Here is a 13,990-nt window from a genome sequence, read left to right as displayed (position 1 = left end):
TGAGGTCGCTGAGGTCGCTGGGTCGCTGGGTCGCTGAGGTCGCTGGGGCGCTGGGGCGCTGGGGCGCTGGGCCGTCGGAGCCGCAGAGGCCGCCCCGGCCATCCGAGTCGCTCGGGTCGCCGGGGCCGCTCAGCGAGCGATCGCCATCACAGGTCCGTGCGCAGCTTCCACAGTTCGGGGAACAGCACGATGTCGAGCATCTTGCGCAGATAGCTGACGCCCTCGGTGCCGCCGGTGCCGCGCTTGAAGCCGATCACGCGTTCCACCGTGGTGACATGGCGGAAGCGCCATTGGCGGAAGGCATCCTCGAGATCGACGAACTTCTCGCCGAGCTCGTACAGCTCCCAATGCGCCTCCGGCTGGCGATAGACCTCCAGCCAGGCCGCCTCGACCGAGGCGTTGTAGCCGGCCGGCTCGGTCCAGTCGCGCTCGAGACAGGCCGCGTCGATCGCGAAGCCGCGCCGCGCCATCAGCCGGATCGCCTCGTCGTACAGCGACGGCGTGCGCAGCGCCTCCTCGACCAGCGCATGGTGCTGCGGACGGTGCGCGTGCGGACGCAGCATCGCGGCATTCTTGTTGCCGAGGATGAATTCGATCTCGCGGTACTGGAACGACTGGAAGCCGGACGACATCCCCAGGTAGGGCCGCATCGCCGAATACTCCGGCGGCGTCATCGTCGCCAGCACGTTCCACGCCTGCACCAGCTGGTCCATGATGCGCGACACCCGCGTCAGCATCTTGAACGCCGGCGGCAGGTCGTCGCGCCGCACCGCCTCGCGCGCGGCGCGCAGCTCATGCAGCATCAGCTTCATCCACAGCTCGGTGGTCTGATGCTGGACGATGAACAGCATCTCGTTGTGATCGGGCGAGAGCGGATGCTGGGCGTTCAGGATCTGGTCGAGCGCCAGGTAGTCGCCGTAGCTCATCTGCTGGCGCATGTCGAGCTGCGCGCCATGCCATTTGTCTGCGGACGGGGACTCGGATGGAGATCCACCCTCGCGCGACGTTTCTCCCTGGTGCGCCGCGCCGCCCGACACCGGGCAGCCGCCGTGCCCGGCCTTGATGTTCTTCGATTCCATGGTCATCGTTTCGCTCGCTGCTCAGGTCACCGCCGTGCGCGTCTGGAAGCGCGCCGCTTCGTAGGCGCCGCTGTCGAGCACGTCGCGCAGCACTTCCACCGCATCCCAGACGTCCGCAAAACCAGTGTAGAGCGGCGTGAAGCCGAAGCGGATGATCTGCGGCTCGCGGTAGTCGCCGATCACGCCGCGCTCGATCAGCGCCTGCATCACGGCATAGCCCTGCGGATGGGCGAAGCTGACCTGGCTGCCGCGGCGCGCGTGCTCGCGCGGCGTGACCAGCGTCAGCGGATGGTGGCCGCAGCGCGCTTCGACCAGCGCGATGAACAGGTCCGTCAGCTGCAGCGATTTGGCGCGCAGCGCCTGCATGTCGGTGCGGCCGAAGATCTCCAGTCCGCATTCGACCATCGCCAGCGAGGTCATCGGCTGCGTGCCGCACAGGAAGCGCGAGACGCCGCTGCGCGGGCGGTAGTCGGGCTCCATCGCGAACGGCGCGGCGTGGCCCCACCAGCCCGACAGCGGCTGCCAGAACGCGTCGCGCAGCGCCGGCGCGACCCACAGGAAGGCCGGCGAGCCCGGGCCGCCGTTCAGGTACTTGTAGGTGCAGCCGACCGCGTAGTCCGCGCCGGAATCGCGCAGCGCAACCGGCACCGCGCCCGCCGAATGCGCCAGGTCCCAGACCGTCAGCGCGCCGCGCGCATGCGCCAGTTCGGTCAGCGCCGCCATGTCGAGCATCTCGCCGGTCTTGTAGTTGACGTGGGTCAGCATCAGCACGGCGGTATCGTCGCGCACCGCCGCGTCGATCTCGTCCGGGCTGTCGACGAGGCGCAGCGAATAGCCCTGCTGCAGTAGATCGGCCAGGCCCTGGGCGATATACAGGTCGGTCGGGAAATTGCTGCGCTCGGAGACGATCACCTTGCGCGCCGGGCTGCGCAGTCCCTGCACGCGCAGCGCGGCGGCCAGCACCTTGAACAGGTTGACCGAGGTGGTGTCGGTGACGACGACCTCATCCGGGCTCGCGCCGACCAGCGGGGCCAGCAGGTTGCCCAGGCGCTGCGGCAGTTCGAACCAGCCGGCGCTATTCCAGCTGCGGATCAGGCCCTCGCCCCATTCCTGCTCGACCACCTGGGCGGCGCGGGCCGCGGCCGCGCGCGGGCGGGCGCCCAGCGAATTGCCGTCCAGATAGATCACGCCGTCGGGCAGCGCGAAGGCGTCGCGCAGCGGGCGCAGGGGGTCTTGCCGGTCCAGCGACAGGCATTGCTCGCGGGTAGTTGCGGTCATGGCTTCCTTGATGATGGTTGGCGATCGCCTCCGGGGACGATCGCGATCGATGCGGACATGCAGAGATGCGGAGATGCGGAGATGCGGACAAAGGCGGGGACGCCGTGGCGGTGGGCGCTCAGGCCAGGCTGCGCAGCACCGCCCGCACCGGGCTGGCGTCCAGCCCGGCAAGGCGCAGCGGCAGCGCGATCAGTTCGTAGTCGCCGGGCGCGACGGCGTCGAGCACCAGCCCTTCGAGAATCGCCATCCGATGCGTTCGCACCATCCGGTGCGCATCCATGGTCTTGGACTGCTGCGGGTCCAGCGACGGCGTATCGATGCCGATCAGCCGCACGCCGTGTTCGGCCAGCAGCGCAATGGTTTCCGGCGCCACCGCGCAGAAGTCGGGGTCCCACTCGGCCAGCGGCGCGCTGCGGTAGGTGCGCAGCAGCACGCGCGGCGGCACGCCGTCGAGCGCGCCCGCGACCTGTTCCGGCCGCACCAGCGGCGCCGCGCCGATGCAATGGATCACGCGGCAGGGCCCGAGGTACGGGTCCAGATCCACCTCGCCGATCGGCGCGCCGTCGGCCGCGTAGTGCAGCGGCGCATCCGCGTGCGCGCCGGTGTGCGGCGACAGCGTGATGCGGCCGACGTTGACCGGACAGTGTTCGTCCATCTGCCAGGCGCTCTGCTGCTGGAACGGCGTGTCGCCGGGCCACACCGGCGTCGCCGGCGACAGCGGCGGGCTGATGTCCCACAGCGCGCGGGCCGTGGTCGGGGAGGTCGGATGGGCGTCGGACATGTGGGGCGCGTCGAGGGGGGCTTGCGATGGGCCGATAGGGCGATGGGCGATAAAGCGACAGGCCGGTAATGCGGGAGGCGGGTAAAGCCATCGGACGGGGACAGCAAAAGGCCCGCATAGCATTAGGCGGCGGTGGCGCCGATCCCGGCATGATAGTCAAGATTTCGGGAAAGAGGCTTGCTATTTCGACGGCTGCAGCAGCCGTAATTCGCATAGAATTCGATAAATCAAACCTATTGCGAAAGGATCTGCGGCATGACGCTGGACCCCATCGATCTGCGCATCCTGGCATGCCTGCAGCAGAACGGCCGCATCAGCAACCAGGACCTGGCCGAGCGCGTGGCACTGTCGCCGTCGGCCTGCCTGCGGCGGGTGCGGCTGCTCGAGGAAAGTGGCGTGATCGGCGGCTATCGCGCCTGGTTCGACGCCGAGCGGCTGGGGCTGGAGCTGGAGGCGATCGTGCAGGTGTCGATGCGGCCGGCGGTCGAGGGCTGGCACGATACCTTCAACGCGGCGGTGCAATCGTGGCCGGAAGTGCTGTCGGCCTATGTGATCACCGGCGACAGCAACTACATCCCTGCGCGTGCAGGCGCGCAACCTGAAGCACTACTCCGATTTCATCGTGAACCGGCTCTATCGCACGCCGGGCGTGATGGACATCCGCTCGAACATCGTGCTGCAGCGGATCAAGACCGAGGGCTCGCCGCTGGAGCTGGTGCAGCCGCGCGGGCAGGGCTAGCGCGCCGGGCGCCGCCAAGGCGCGCCTGCCGCCGCGCGCGCAGCGCGATCAGCCGGGCGCGTGCCTGCCGCCGCGCGCAGCGCGATCAGCCGGGCGCGTGCCTAGCGCCGCGCGCGCGGCGCGATCAGCCAGCCGCGTGCCTACCGCCGCGCGTGCAGCGCGATCAGCCGGCGCAGCGTTTCCTTCAGCTGGTCCCCCTGGCTGGCGCCGAACGCGGCCAGCACCTGGGCCTCGTGTTCCGCGGCCTGGGCCAGCAGCGGCCGGGCCCGTTCGCGGCCGCGCTCGGTAATCGACACCAGCGCCTGGCGCCGATCGGGCGCGCCGTCGCGGCGGCGCTCGACCAGGCCATCGGCCGTCATGCGGTCGAGCAGCTTGGTCAGCGTCGGCTGCTTGGTCAGCGTGATATCGGCCAGCGTGCCGACCGTGCAGACGTCGCGGTCCGCCAGCGTCGCCAGCACGCGCCATTCCGGCACGCTCAGGCCCGCCAGTTCGACCTTGCGGTGGAATTCCCCCGAGACCAGATGGCTGGCGCGCGCCAGCAGATAGGGCAGGTAGCCGTCGACGAAGGGCATGGTCACGTTGGGCCGGGGCGGAGAAGCGCGCGGGGTGATCAGTCGCGCAGCGGGCTGGTGGTGGAGAACGCGCCGCCCTGGAACACCAGCGGCAGGCCGCCGCTGCTGTGGATGCCGCAGCGCTCGACCTCGCCGACGAAGATCACGTGATCGCCCTCGTCGTAGCGGCTGCGGTTGTGGCATTCGAACCAGGCCAGCGCATTGGCCAGGATCGGCAGGCCATTGGCCGACAGCCGGTAATCGACGCCGGCGAAGCGGTCGCCCTTGAGCGTGGCGAAGCGCTGGCACAGGTCCAGCTGCGTGGCGGCCAGCACGTTGATGATGTAGTGCGAGCCGCCGCGGAACATCGGCAGGCTGTTGGCGCGGTTGGCCATGCTCCACAGCACCAGCGGCGGATCGAGCGAGACCGAGTTGAACGAGCTGGCGGTGATGCCGACGAAGGGCGGATCGGCCGGGGATTCGCGCATGGCGCGCGTGGTGATGACCGTCACCCCGGTGGCGAACTGCGACAGCGCGCGGCGGAAATGCAGGGCGTCGAAGTCCGGCGCGGCGGCTTGGCCGTGCGGGGTCAGGTTCCCGTCAGGCGGGTTGGCGTCGGGAAATCCCATAGCTGGGGTACCGCTGATTTCCATGAAATTTCATATATTATTTGCCGCAGAACCCAGAATCACAAGCGAAGAAACACAGGCGACGAAATTCGGGGCGAAGAAGCACAGGCGCGGGATCGCAAACGGCAAGGCGGGATTTGCTGCGACGCCGCGGAACGCACCGAGGGGCGGGCGTGGCCCGCATCAGGAGGAGTGTCATGCTCGTTGAGCAGATCGAACACCGATGGCTGGCGGCCTTTCGCCGGACGCTGGAGCTGTGCGCGCTTTCCGCGGGTGAAGTTGTCGGCATTGTAGCGGAGTCGCAATCCCGACAAGTCATCGTGGACTTGGCCGAACTGGCGGTGCAGTCCCTGGGCGCGACCCCCGATCCGCGTGCGGGTGCCGACCCCCGCGCTGCAGGCGCCGGCGCCGGTGCGCTCGACCGGGGCGAGCGATGCGCTGCAGCAACTGGAGCCGGTGATCGCCGCGCTGTCGCGCTGCCACCTGGTGCTGGACTGCACCGTCGAAGGGCTGCTGCACGCGCCGGAATTGCCGCGGATCCTGCAGGGCGCCGACGGCGTGGTGCCGCGGCTGCTGATGATCAGCAACGAACATCCCGAAATCCTCGAACGCTGCGTGCCCGATCCCGCGCTGGAGACCGCCGTGCGGGCGGCCATGCGCCGGCTGCGCGGTGCCGCGGAGATGCGCGTGACCTCCGGCGCCGGCACCGACCTGCGCATCGGACTGGCCGGCGCGCGCGTCGGCGGCGTCTGGGGCTATTGCAACAAGCCCGGGCAGGTCGCGCACTGGCCGGGCGGGCTGTGCCTGGCGTTCCCGGCCACGGGTCAGGTCCACGGCACGCTGGTGCTGGCGCCGGGCGACGTCAACCTGACCTTCAAGACCTATCTGCGCGACACGGTCGTCTGCCATGTCGAGCACGACTACATCGTCGGCATCGAGGGCAACGGCGTCGATGCCGACATGATGCGCGGCTACTACGCGGCCTGGGCCGACAAGGAAGGCACGCGCGACGCCTACGCGGTCTCGCATGTCGGCTGGGGCATGAACCCGCAGGCGCGCTGGGACGCGCTGACCTTCTACGACAGGCGCGATTGCAACGGCACCGAGCTGCGCGCGTTCGCCGGCAATTTCCTGTATTCGACCGGCGCGAACGAAGTGGCCGGCCGCCATACGCTGGGCCATTTCGATCTGCCGCTGCGCGGCTGCACGGTGACGCTGGACGGCGTGGCCGAGGTCGAGCAGGGGCGGCTGGCGGAGATGGCACGCTGATCCGGCCACCGGTGATCCGCTCCCACGTCGACACGCTGCCGCCGACCCGCCGACCCGCCGACCCGCCGACCCGCCGGACCCGCTGACCCGCCGACCTGCCGACCTGCCGACCCGCTGCCCACTGACCCGTTGAGCTGCCGACACGCCGACCCCCTGCAAGGAACCCCGATGTCCCCGTCCGACACCCATCGCGAGTCTCATCGCGAGCCCCACCGCGACCCGCACCGCGATTCCCCGATACGCCACGCCAACGGCATCGCCACCGTGGCCCGCGGCGACGGCCCGGTCGCCGTGGTGATGCTGCACGGCATCGGCGGCGGCAAGGCCGCGTGGCCCGCGCAGTTCGACGCGCTGACCGATGCCGGCTACCGCGCCGTCGCCTGGGACATGCCGGGCTACGGCGACAGCGCGACGATCGATCCGTACGACTTCGCCGGCCTGGCCGCCGCGCTGGAGCCGGTGCTGCGGGCCGAGCGCGACGCCGGCCGCCGCGTGGTGCTGCTCGGCCACAGCATGGGCGGCATGGTCACGCAGCAGGCCTATGCGGCGATGCCCGCGGCGATTGACGGCATGGTGCTGTCGGGCACCTCGCCGGCCTTCGGCAAGGCCGACGGCGACTGGCAGCGCGACTTCGTCGCGGCCCGCACCGCGCCGCTCGACGCGGGCCGGACCATGGCGGAGATGGCGGCCGGGCTGGTGCGCGGCATGGTCGCGCCCGATGCGCCCGCCGATGCGGTGGCCTTCGCCACGCGCGTGATGGCCAGCGTGCCGCCCGACACCTATCGCGCCGCGCTGCACGCGCTGGTGCGCTTCGACCAGCGCGCGGCGCTGGCGGGCATCGCGGTGCCGGTGCTGGCGCTGGCCGGCGAGCACGACGCCAATGCCGCGCCGGCGGTGATGGAACGGATGGCGGCGCGCATTCCCGGCGCCGAGTACCGCTGCCTGCCGGGCGTCGGTCATCTGGCCTGCATGGAGCGGCCGGCGCGCTTCAACGAGGCCGTGCTCGATTTCCTGGGGCGGCATTTCCCGGTCCGCTGACGTCGGCCGGGACGCCGTCGAAGCAACGCGGCAGCGCGCCACCGCACCAACGCATCACGCACAACGCATTAACGCATTAACGCACCAACGCACCAACGCACCAACGCACCAACGCACCAACGCACCAACGCACCAACGCACCAACGCACCAACGCAGCCAACGCACCAACGCAGCCAACCCACAACGCGCCCACCGCATAACTAGCTGACCACGAGAGACACCATCATGCCCCTGGACTTCGTTCCCGCTGTCGGCGAGGCCGATTTCACCGACGATCAGGTCCGCCTGCTGACGCTGGCCAACCGGCTCGGCCGCGAACGCTTCGCGCCGCGCGCGGCGCAATGGGACCGCGAGGCGAGCTTTCCGTTCGCCAATTACGACGACCTGCGCGAGGCCGGCCTGCTGGCGCTGTGCGTGCCGCGCGCGTTCGGCGGCGAGGGCGCGGACTTCGCCACCTACTGCATGATCGGCGCGGAGATCGGCCGCTTCTGCGGCGCCACCGCGCTGACCTACAACATGCATATCTGCTCCACCATGTGGACGGGCATGCTGGCCGACGGCATCGCGATGACTGACGAACAGCGCGCCGAGCACGCGGTCCGCCGCGAGCTGCATTTCTCGCGCGTGGTCAAGGACGGCGCGGTCTACGCGCAGCCGTTCTCGGAAGGCTCGGCTGCTGCGGCCGGCAAGGCGCCGTTCGGCACCACCGCGCGCAAGGTCGAGGGCGGCTGGCTGCTGAACGGCCGCAAGATCTTCGCGTCGCTGTCGGGCGCGGCCGACTACTACGGCATCCTCTGCACCGAGGACCGCGGCGACCACCATCCCGACATGCGGGACACGCTCTATATCGCGGTGCCGGGCAAGGCCGAGGGGCTGACCGTGACCGGCGACTGGGACCCGATGGGCATGCGCGGCACGGTCTCGCGCACGCTGCTGCTCAAGGACGTGTTCGTGTCGGACGACGAGCAGCTGATGCCGCGCGGCGTCTACTACAAGGCCGCGCAGACCTGGCCGGCGATGTTCTTCACGTTGTCGCCCACGTATCTGGGCGTGGCGCAGGCCGCCTACGACTTCACCGTGCAATACCTGCGCGGCGAGGTGCCGGGCCAGCCGCCGGTCAAGCGCCGCATGTATCCGACCAAGCAGATCGCGGTGGCGCAGATGCGCATCCAGCTCGAGTCGATGCGTTCGCTGTTCTGGCGCGTCATCCACGAGGCGCGGCCCAATCCGTCGAAGGACCAGCGCATGCGTCTCTATGCGGCGCACTACGCGGTGATGGAAGGCGCCAACGATATCGCGCGGCTGGCGATCCGCACCTGCGGCGGGCAGTCGATGCTCAAGGACCTGCCGCTCGAACGGCTTTATCGCGATTCCCGCTGCGGCGCGCTGATGCTGCCGTGGACCGCGGAGCTGGTCCTCGACCGCATGGGTCGCGAGACGCTGTACGAACCGGGCGAGCGCGACGAATGAGCGGCGCCTGCGGAGGGCGGCCGCACCTGGATGCGGCCAGCGTCGGTGCGCTGCTGCGGCCGCTGCACGCTCTGGCCGACACGCAGCCGCAACGGCCGGCGCTGCATTTCCGCGGCCGCACGATCGGCTATGCCAAGCTGTGGAGCCGCATCGAACGCGTCGCCGCGCATCTGCTGGCCGACTGGGGCGTCGGGCGAGGCGACCGCGTGGCGACGCTGTGCCTGAACCACGATCTGCAGCTGGCGCTGCTGTTCGCCTGCGCGCGGCTGGGCGCGATCTTCGTGCCGCTGAACTACCGGCTGGCGGTGCCCGAGCTTGCCGCGATCGCGGCGCATGCTGGCGTGCGGGCGATCTTTCATGACGATGCGCATGCGGATGTTGCCGCCGCGGTGGCGGGCGCCAGCGAGGTTGTGGTCGCCCGGGAAGTCGCAGATGAAATTGCCGGAGAAATTGCGGGAGAAATTGCGGGAGAAATTGCGGGAGAAATTGCGGGCGAAGTTGTGGGCGAAGGCGCAGGTGCAATTGCGGGGGCAGTCGGCCGGAATGGCCGCGGCGGGGCCGTGCGCCACGCCCATATCGATCGCCTGATCGACAGCCCGGCGCCGCCCGAGCCCATCGACTCCCCCGATCGGCCCGATGCCCGACGACACGCCGCTGCTGCTGGTCTACACCTCCGGCACCACCGGGCAGCCAAAGGGGGCGCTGCACACGCAGGCCGCGCTGCTCGCCAATGCGCGCGCCAGCTGGTGGGCGCACGACATGCGCGATACCGACCATGTCCTGTCCACGCTGCCGATGTTCCATGTGGGCGGGCTCTGCATCCAGACCGTGCCGGCGCTGCTGCTCGGCGCGCAGGTGACGCTGCACGAGCGCTTCACGCCGGACGCCTGGCTCCAAGCGCTCGCACAGGCGCGGCCGACGCTGTCGCTGATGGTGCCGGCCACGCTGCGCGCGGTGCTCGAACATCCCGGCTGGGCTGATGCCGATCTGAACGTGCTGCGCGGCGTGATGGCCGGCTCGTCGACGATTCCGCGCGCCTATATCGATGCCTTCCATGCGCGCGGCGTGCCGCTGGGGCAGGTCTACGGCGCCACCGAGACCGGCCCCGTCTCGATCGTGCTGCGCCTGCACGAGGCGATGGCGCGGCCCGGCTATGCAGGCTGGCCGCACCCCGAGGCGCAGGTGCGGCTGCTCGGCCGCGACGGCAAGGAGGTCGAGGAGGGCGAGGTCGGCGAGATCTGCATCCGCGCCAGCAATCTGATGCAGGGCTACTGGCGCGAGCCGTCCCATCCCGGCTTCGTCGACGGCTGGTTCCGCTCGGGCGACCTTGCCCATCGCGACGCCGACGGCTGCATCGAGGTGGTCGGCCGCAGCAAGGACATGATCATTTCGGGCGGCGAGAACATCTATCCGGCCGAGATCGAGAACGCGCTGGTCGCGCTGCCCGGCGTGGCCGAATGCGCGGTGGTGGGTTTGCCCGATCCGCGCTGGGGCGAGGTGCCGGTGGCGGTCATCGTGCCGGCGCAGGGCGCCGACCGCGCCGCGCTGGCGACCGAACCGCTGCGCGAGACGCTGGCCGCCCGCATCGCGCGCTTCAAGCTGCCGCGCGAGGTGGTGCTGCTCGACGCGCTGCCCAAGAGCGCGCTCGGCAAGGTACTGAAGCCGCAGCTGCGCGCGACGCTGGAGGCGGGTCGCGGCGCCAGCGGGGCCAGCGGCGGCAGTGGCAGCAGCAGTAGCAATGGCACCAACGGCACCAACGGCGGCAGCGGCGGCACGATCTGAGCGCGGCGGGTATCATCGTTCGATCGCGCCTTGCGGCGCATCCCAACGGGTAAGCATCCATGGAAGATCGAACCGAAATCGCCACGCTCGGTGGCGGCTGCTTCTGGTGCCTGGAGGCGGTCTATCAGCAGGTCGAAGGCGTGACCGCGGTGGAGTCCGGCTATACCGGGGGCCATGTCGACGATCCCAGCTATGAGCAGGTCTGCAGCGGCGATACCGGCCATGCCGAGGTGGTGCGGGTGTCGTTCGATCCGTCCGTGATCTCCTATCGCGAAATCCTGGAGATCTTCTTCGCGATCCACGATCCGACTACGCTCAATCGCCAGGGCAACGACGTCGGCACGCAGTACCGCTCGGTGATCTACACCCACTCGGACGCGCAGCGCGCCACCGCCGAACAGGTGATGGCCGACATCGCGGCGCGCCAGCTCTACGACGGGCCGCTGGTGACGCAGCTAGAGCCCGCGCAGCGCTACTGGCGCGCCGAGGCCTACCACCAGAACTACTTCTGCAATCACCCCGAACAGGGCTACTGCGCGTTCGTGATCTCGCCGAAGGTGGCCAAGTTCCGCAAGAGCTTCGCGCACCGGTTGCGCGCGCAGTAAGCGCGGGCAACCGCGGCAGCGGCTGCAACCGCGGCAACCCCGGCAGTCGCGGCAGCGGCAGCAACAGCAACAGCAACCGCGGCAGCCCCGACAACCCCGACAACCCCGACAACAGCGGCCAGCGGCAGCAGCAAGCGCGTGCACCGCGGCAACCCCGGCACCGCGGCCAGCGGCAGCAAGCGCGGCACCGCGGCAAACGCGGCAACCGCGGCAACCGCGGCAACCGCGGCAGTGGCGAAGGCGGCAGAGGGGCGGGAGGTGGCGGAGGCTAGACGCCCAGCCGCTGCGCGATCGCCTCCGCCAGCCGCGCCAGCGTCAGCGGCGCGCACCCCTCGGCATTGTTGCTGACGATCAGATAGGCCGGCTGCCCGGCCTGCAGCGTGCGCACGGCCAGGTCGGCCGCGGCGGCCAGCGTCTGCGGATCGACCGCATGCAGCCGGTCGAACGGCTCGAACGCCGCCTCGGCCTGCTCGTAGCCATAGCCCTCATGCAGCAGCCAGCGCAGCACCAGCGGCCCCGGCTCGCCTTCGTCGCGCAGCGCCTGCGCCGCGGCCTGGCGCGCCAGCGGCGGCATGCGGTCGCGCGCCGCGCAGCCGAAACGCACGCCATGCGTACGCAGCAGCTTGATGAAGCGCGGTGTCAGCAGTTCGGGGTCGCGCAGCTCGACCGCATAGCAGGCGTTCGGCGTCTGCGCCGGGTCGAGCGCGGGCAGCGCCGACAGGAAGGCGTCGAGCCGCGACAGAAAGCCCGCGGCATCGGCCGCCATCGCGCGCAGCGGCGACAGCTGGAACAGCAGCGGCCCGCATTTGGCGCCGAGCCCCGCGGTGGCCGGCACGATGAAATCGCGGACGGCGATCTCCACATCGAGAAACGCCGCGTTGGCGAGCCGGCCCGCGCCGTTGCTCGCGCGCAGCCACGGATCGCAGACGCTGGCGGGCGCCTTGACCAGGAAGCGGAAATCGTCGGGCACCTGGGCCGCATAGGCGAGATAGTCGGTCAGCGGAATCGGCGCGTAGAAGCCGCGGTCGACGCCGGCCGCGCGCAGCAGCGGATGGGCGGCGTAGGCGCTCAAGCCCTTGCGCGACAGCAGGCTGTCGCTGTAGTCGCCGTCGTAGACCAGCCCTTTCCAGCCGGGGTAGGACCAGGTCGAGGTGCCGAGGTGGAGATGGGCGGGCAGCCGGGCGGCCAGCGCTGCCAGTTCGGCCGAGGCGGCAACCGGCTGGATCGTCTTGCCGCGCCGGGCCGGTTTGGTGGCTGCCGCGGACGCGGCCGGCGTCGCGAGGCCGGCAGGGGCGGTGGGGCCGGCAGGGGCGGCGGGAGAAACGATGCGACCCGATGTCGTGTCGGACACCGGGTCGCCGAACAGGTCTTCAGTCAAAGGCGGTTCGGTCGTGCCTGATTAGGTCAGCGGGTCAGCGAAGTCAGCGAGTCAGCGAAGCCGGCGCAGACAGCGAAGTCCGGCGTCAACGCGGCGCCTCAATCCTCAATCCAGCGTCTTGTCGTAGATGTAATGGCGCGACCAGGGCAGCGTGCTCGACGGCTGGGTGCCCTTGTGGCAGACCACCTGGTAGATCGACATCTTCTCGCTATCGAAGGCCTGCGCGCAGCCGGCCAGATAGACGCGCCAGATGCGGTATTTCTTCTCGCCGACCATCGCGCGAATGGTCTCGCCGTGCGTCTCGAAGTTCTCGGCCCAGTGCCGCAGCGTCTGCGCATAGTGCCGGCGCAGCAGTTCGACGTCGTAGGCCTCGAGGCCGCCCTTGGCCAGCGTATGCAGCACCATGCTGATGTGCGGCAACTCGCCCTGCGGGAACACGTAGCGGTCCATGAACTGGGCACCGTCCATCGGCACCTTGCCGCTGTCCGGGTCGGGCGAGGTGATGCCGTGGTTCATCGCGATACCGTCGTCGGCCAGCAGCTCGCACATGCGGCTGAAGTAAGTGACCAGGTTTTCCTTGCCGACATGCTCGAACATGCCGACGCTGGTGATGCGGTCGAAGGTGCCGCCGACATCGCGATAGTCCTGCAGGCGGATCTCGATGCGGTCCGACAACCCGGCCTGTTTGACCCGTTCGGTGGCCAGCGCGAACTGGTTCTCCGACAGCGTGATGCCCACGCAGCGCGCGCCGAACTTCTGCGCGGCGCGCAGCACCAGCGCACCCCAGCCGCAGCCGATGTCGAGCAGCGTCTGGCCCGGCTGCAGGCGGATCTTGGTCAGGATGTGGTCGATCTTCTTGAGCTGCGCGGTGGCCAGGTCCTCGGTGCCGTGCTCGAAGTACGCACAGGAGTAGACCATGTTCGGGTCCAGCCACAGCTTGTAGAAGTCGTTGGAGACGTCGTAGTGGTATTCGATCGACGCCTTGTCTTCCTGCTTGGTATGGGTGAAGCGTTGCGCGACGCGGGCCAGCGTGCTGCCCGCCAGTTGCGTGGTCGCGCGGGAGAAGCCGTAGCCGACCGCGATGATGTCGGCGAGCTTGCCCTCCAGATCGATCTTCTGCTGGACGTAGGCCTCGCCCAGGTTGTCCAGCGTCGGCGTCAGCAGCAGCGGCAGCGCGCCGGCCTCCCGCACGGTCAGCGTGACCGCCGGCTGCTCGAAGTTGCCCAGCGCATATTCGTGGCCATTCCAGAGCCGCAGCTTGACGGGGAGGTTGGCCTTGTCGCGCAGTTCGGCGACCCAGCGCTCCAGTTGCGTGTCCAGTGCTTGCTTGAAAAACATGCGGCTTTCCTCCTGATGAATGGCGGCATATTTCCGAACGAACAGCTGTGGG

Annotated in this window: 12 protein-coding genes and 3 pseudogenes; 8 read left to right on the top strand and 7 right to left on the bottom strand. The window is 69.7% G+C overall.

The features are described 5' to 3' along the window. Nucleotides 1-146: 146 nt before the first annotated feature. The 3 genes from kynA to kynB form a co-directional block, all read right to left on the bottom strand. Complete coding sequence (gene kynA, locus OJJOAM_RS05480) at nucleotides 147-938, bottom strand: tryptophan 2,3-dioxygenase (protein ID WP_422649504.1); 792 nt, start codon at nucleotides 936-938, stop codon at nucleotides 147-149. 162 nt (nucleotides 939-1,100) lie between these two features. Further along, on the bottom strand, nucleotides 1,101-2,357 hold the full coding sequence (kynU, locus tag OJJOAM_RS05475) for a kynureninase (protein ID WP_422649129.1): 1,257 nt from the start codon (nucleotides 2,355-2,357) through the stop codon (nucleotides 1,101-1,103). Nucleotides 2,358-2,475: 118 nt separating this feature from the next. Beyond that, on the bottom strand, nucleotides 2,476-3,138 hold the full coding sequence (gene kynB, locus OJJOAM_RS05470; protein ID WP_422649128.1) for an arylformamidase: 663 nt from the start codon (nucleotides 3,136-3,138) through the stop codon (nucleotides 2,476-2,478). 255 nt (nucleotides 3,139-3,393) lie between these two features. On the opposite strand from kynB, the pseudogene OJJOAM_RS05465 reads away from it, so the two are divergent. Next, a pseudogene (locus tag OJJOAM_RS05465) lies at nucleotides 3,394-3,877 on the top strand (Lrp/AsnC family transcriptional regulator). 140 nt (nucleotides 3,878-4,017) lie between these two features. Here OJJOAM_RS05465 and OJJOAM_RS05460 read toward each other — a convergent pair. Next, nucleotides 4,018-4,449 carry a MarR family winged helix-turn-helix transcriptional regulator gene (locus OJJOAM_RS05460; RefSeq protein ID WP_149317798.1) on the bottom strand — a complete coding sequence of 144 codons (432 nt, stop codon included), beginning with the start codon at nucleotides 4,447-4,449 and terminating at the stop codon, nucleotides 4,018-4,020. A gap of 38 nt (nucleotides 4,450-4,487) precedes the next feature. Beyond that, entirely contained in the window at nucleotides 4,488-5,057 is a 570-nt protein-coding gene (locus OJJOAM_RS05455; RefSeq protein ID WP_422649503.1) for a flavin reductase family protein, read from the bottom strand. A gap of 197 nt (nucleotides 5,058-5,254) precedes the next feature. Between OJJOAM_RS05455 and OJJOAM_RS05450 the strand changes: the two are divergent. The 7 genes and pseudogenes from OJJOAM_RS05450 to msrA all read left to right on the top strand — a co-directional run bounded on the left by OJJOAM_RS05450 (nucleotide 5,255) and on the right by msrA (nucleotide 11,222). Continuing rightward, a pseudogene (locus OJJOAM_RS05450) lies at nucleotides 5,255-6,326 on the top strand (peptidase M29). A 297-nt stretch (nucleotides 6,327-6,623) separates the two neighbouring features. Beyond that, nucleotides 6,624-7,364 (top strand): alpha/beta fold hydrolase, encoded by a 741-nt coding sequence (locus OJJOAM_RS05445; protein WP_422649502.1) that lies wholly within the window; start codon nucleotides 6,624-6,626, stop codon nucleotides 7,362-7,364. Between the two features lie 226 nt (nucleotides 7,365-7,590). Continuing rightward, nucleotides 7,591-8,835 (top strand): acyl-CoA dehydrogenase family protein, encoded by a 1,245-nt coding sequence (locus tag OJJOAM_RS05440; protein WP_422649127.1) that lies wholly within the window; start codon nucleotides 7,591-7,593, stop codon nucleotides 8,833-8,835. Continuing rightward, a pseudogene (locus OJJOAM_RS05435) lies at nucleotides 8,832-9,191 on the top strand (AMP-binding protein); the annotation flags it as partial. The gene OJJOAM_RS05440 and the pseudogene OJJOAM_RS05435, both read left to right, overlap by 4 nt. A 76-nt stretch (nucleotides 9,192-9,267) precedes the next feature. Beyond that, nucleotides 9,268-9,423 carry a hypothetical protein gene (locus tag OJJOAM_RS05430; protein ID WP_422649650.1) on the top strand — a complete coding sequence of 52 codons (156 nt, stop codon included), beginning with the start codon at nucleotides 9,268-9,270 and terminating at the stop codon, nucleotides 9,421-9,423. Between the two features lie 48 nt (nucleotides 9,424-9,471). Beyond that, nucleotides 9,472-10,617 (top strand): class I adenylate-forming enzyme family protein, encoded by a 1,146-nt coding sequence (locus OJJOAM_RS05425; RefSeq protein ID WP_422649126.1) that lies wholly within the window; start codon nucleotides 9,472-9,474, stop codon nucleotides 10,615-10,617. A 59-nt stretch (nucleotides 10,618-10,676) separates the two neighbouring features. Continuing rightward, nucleotides 10,677-11,222: a peptide-methionine (S)-S-oxide reductase MsrA gene (msrA, locus tag OJJOAM_RS05420; RefSeq protein ID WP_422649125.1), complete on the top strand. Its 546-nt coding sequence runs from the start codon at nucleotides 10,677-10,679 to the stop codon at nucleotides 11,220-11,222. A 268-nt stretch (nucleotides 11,223-11,490) separates the two neighbouring features. Here msrA and OJJOAM_RS05415 read toward each other — a convergent pair whose 3' ends face one another. After that, entirely contained in the window at nucleotides 11,491-12,600 is a 1,110-nt protein-coding gene (locus OJJOAM_RS05415) for a DUF72 domain-containing protein (RefSeq protein ID WP_422649124.1), read from the bottom strand. Between the two features lie 105 nt (nucleotides 12,601-12,705). Further along, nucleotides 12,706-13,938 (bottom strand): class I SAM-dependent methyltransferase, encoded by a 1,233-nt coding sequence (locus tag OJJOAM_RS05410; RefSeq protein WP_422649123.1) that lies wholly within the window; start codon nucleotides 13,936-13,938, stop codon nucleotides 12,706-12,708. Between the last annotated feature and the right edge of the window lie 52 nt (nucleotides 13,939-13,990).

Source organism: Cupriavidus sp. H18C1, from assembly GCF_049311595.1.
Classification (GTDB): domain Bacteria; phylum Pseudomonadota; class Gammaproteobacteria; order Burkholderiales; family Burkholderiaceae; genus Cupriavidus; species Cupriavidus cauae.
This window is presented reverse-complemented; position numbering and strand designations above follow the sequence as displayed.

Coding starts and splice junctions, on each gene's coding strand:
- kynA (WP_422649504.1), bottom strand. CDS start 938: ATGCGCCAGCAGATGAGCTACGGCGACTACCTGGCGCTCGACCAGATC.
- kynU (WP_422649129.1), bottom strand. CDS start 2,357: ATGACCGCAACTACCCGCGAGCAATGCCTGTCGCTGGACCGGCAAGAC.
- kynB (WP_422649128.1), bottom strand. CDS start 3,138: ATGTCCGACGCCCATCCGACCTCCCCGACCACGGCCCGCGCGCTGTGG.
- OJJOAM_RS05460 (WP_149317798.1), bottom strand. CDS start 4,449: ATGCCCTTCGTCGACGGCTACCTGCCCTATCTGCTGGCGCGCGCCAGC.
- OJJOAM_RS05455 (WP_422649503.1), bottom strand. CDS start 5,057: ATGGGATTTCCCGACGCCAACCCGCCTGACGGGAACCTGACCCCGCAC.
- OJJOAM_RS05445 (WP_422649502.1), top strand. CDS start 6,624: ATGCTGCACGGCATCGGCGGCGGCAAGGCCGCGTGGCCCGCGCAGTTC.
- OJJOAM_RS05440 (WP_422649127.1), top strand. CDS start 7,591: ATGCCCCTGGACTTCGTTCCCGCTGTCGGCGAGGCCGATTTCACCGAC.
- OJJOAM_RS05430 (WP_422649650.1), top strand. CDS start 9,268: ATGAAATTGCCGGAGAAATTGCGGGAGAAATTGCGGGAGAAATTGCGG.
- OJJOAM_RS05425 (WP_422649126.1), top strand. CDS start 9,472: ATGCCCGACGACACGCCGCTGCTGCTGGTCTACACCTCCGGCACCACC.
- msrA (WP_422649125.1), top strand. CDS start 10,677: ATGGAAGATCGAACCGAAATCGCCACGCTCGGTGGCGGCTGCTTCTGG.
- OJJOAM_RS05410 (WP_422649123.1), bottom strand. CDS start 13,938: ATGTTTTTCAAGCAAGCACTGGACACGCAACTGGAGCGCTGGGTCGCC.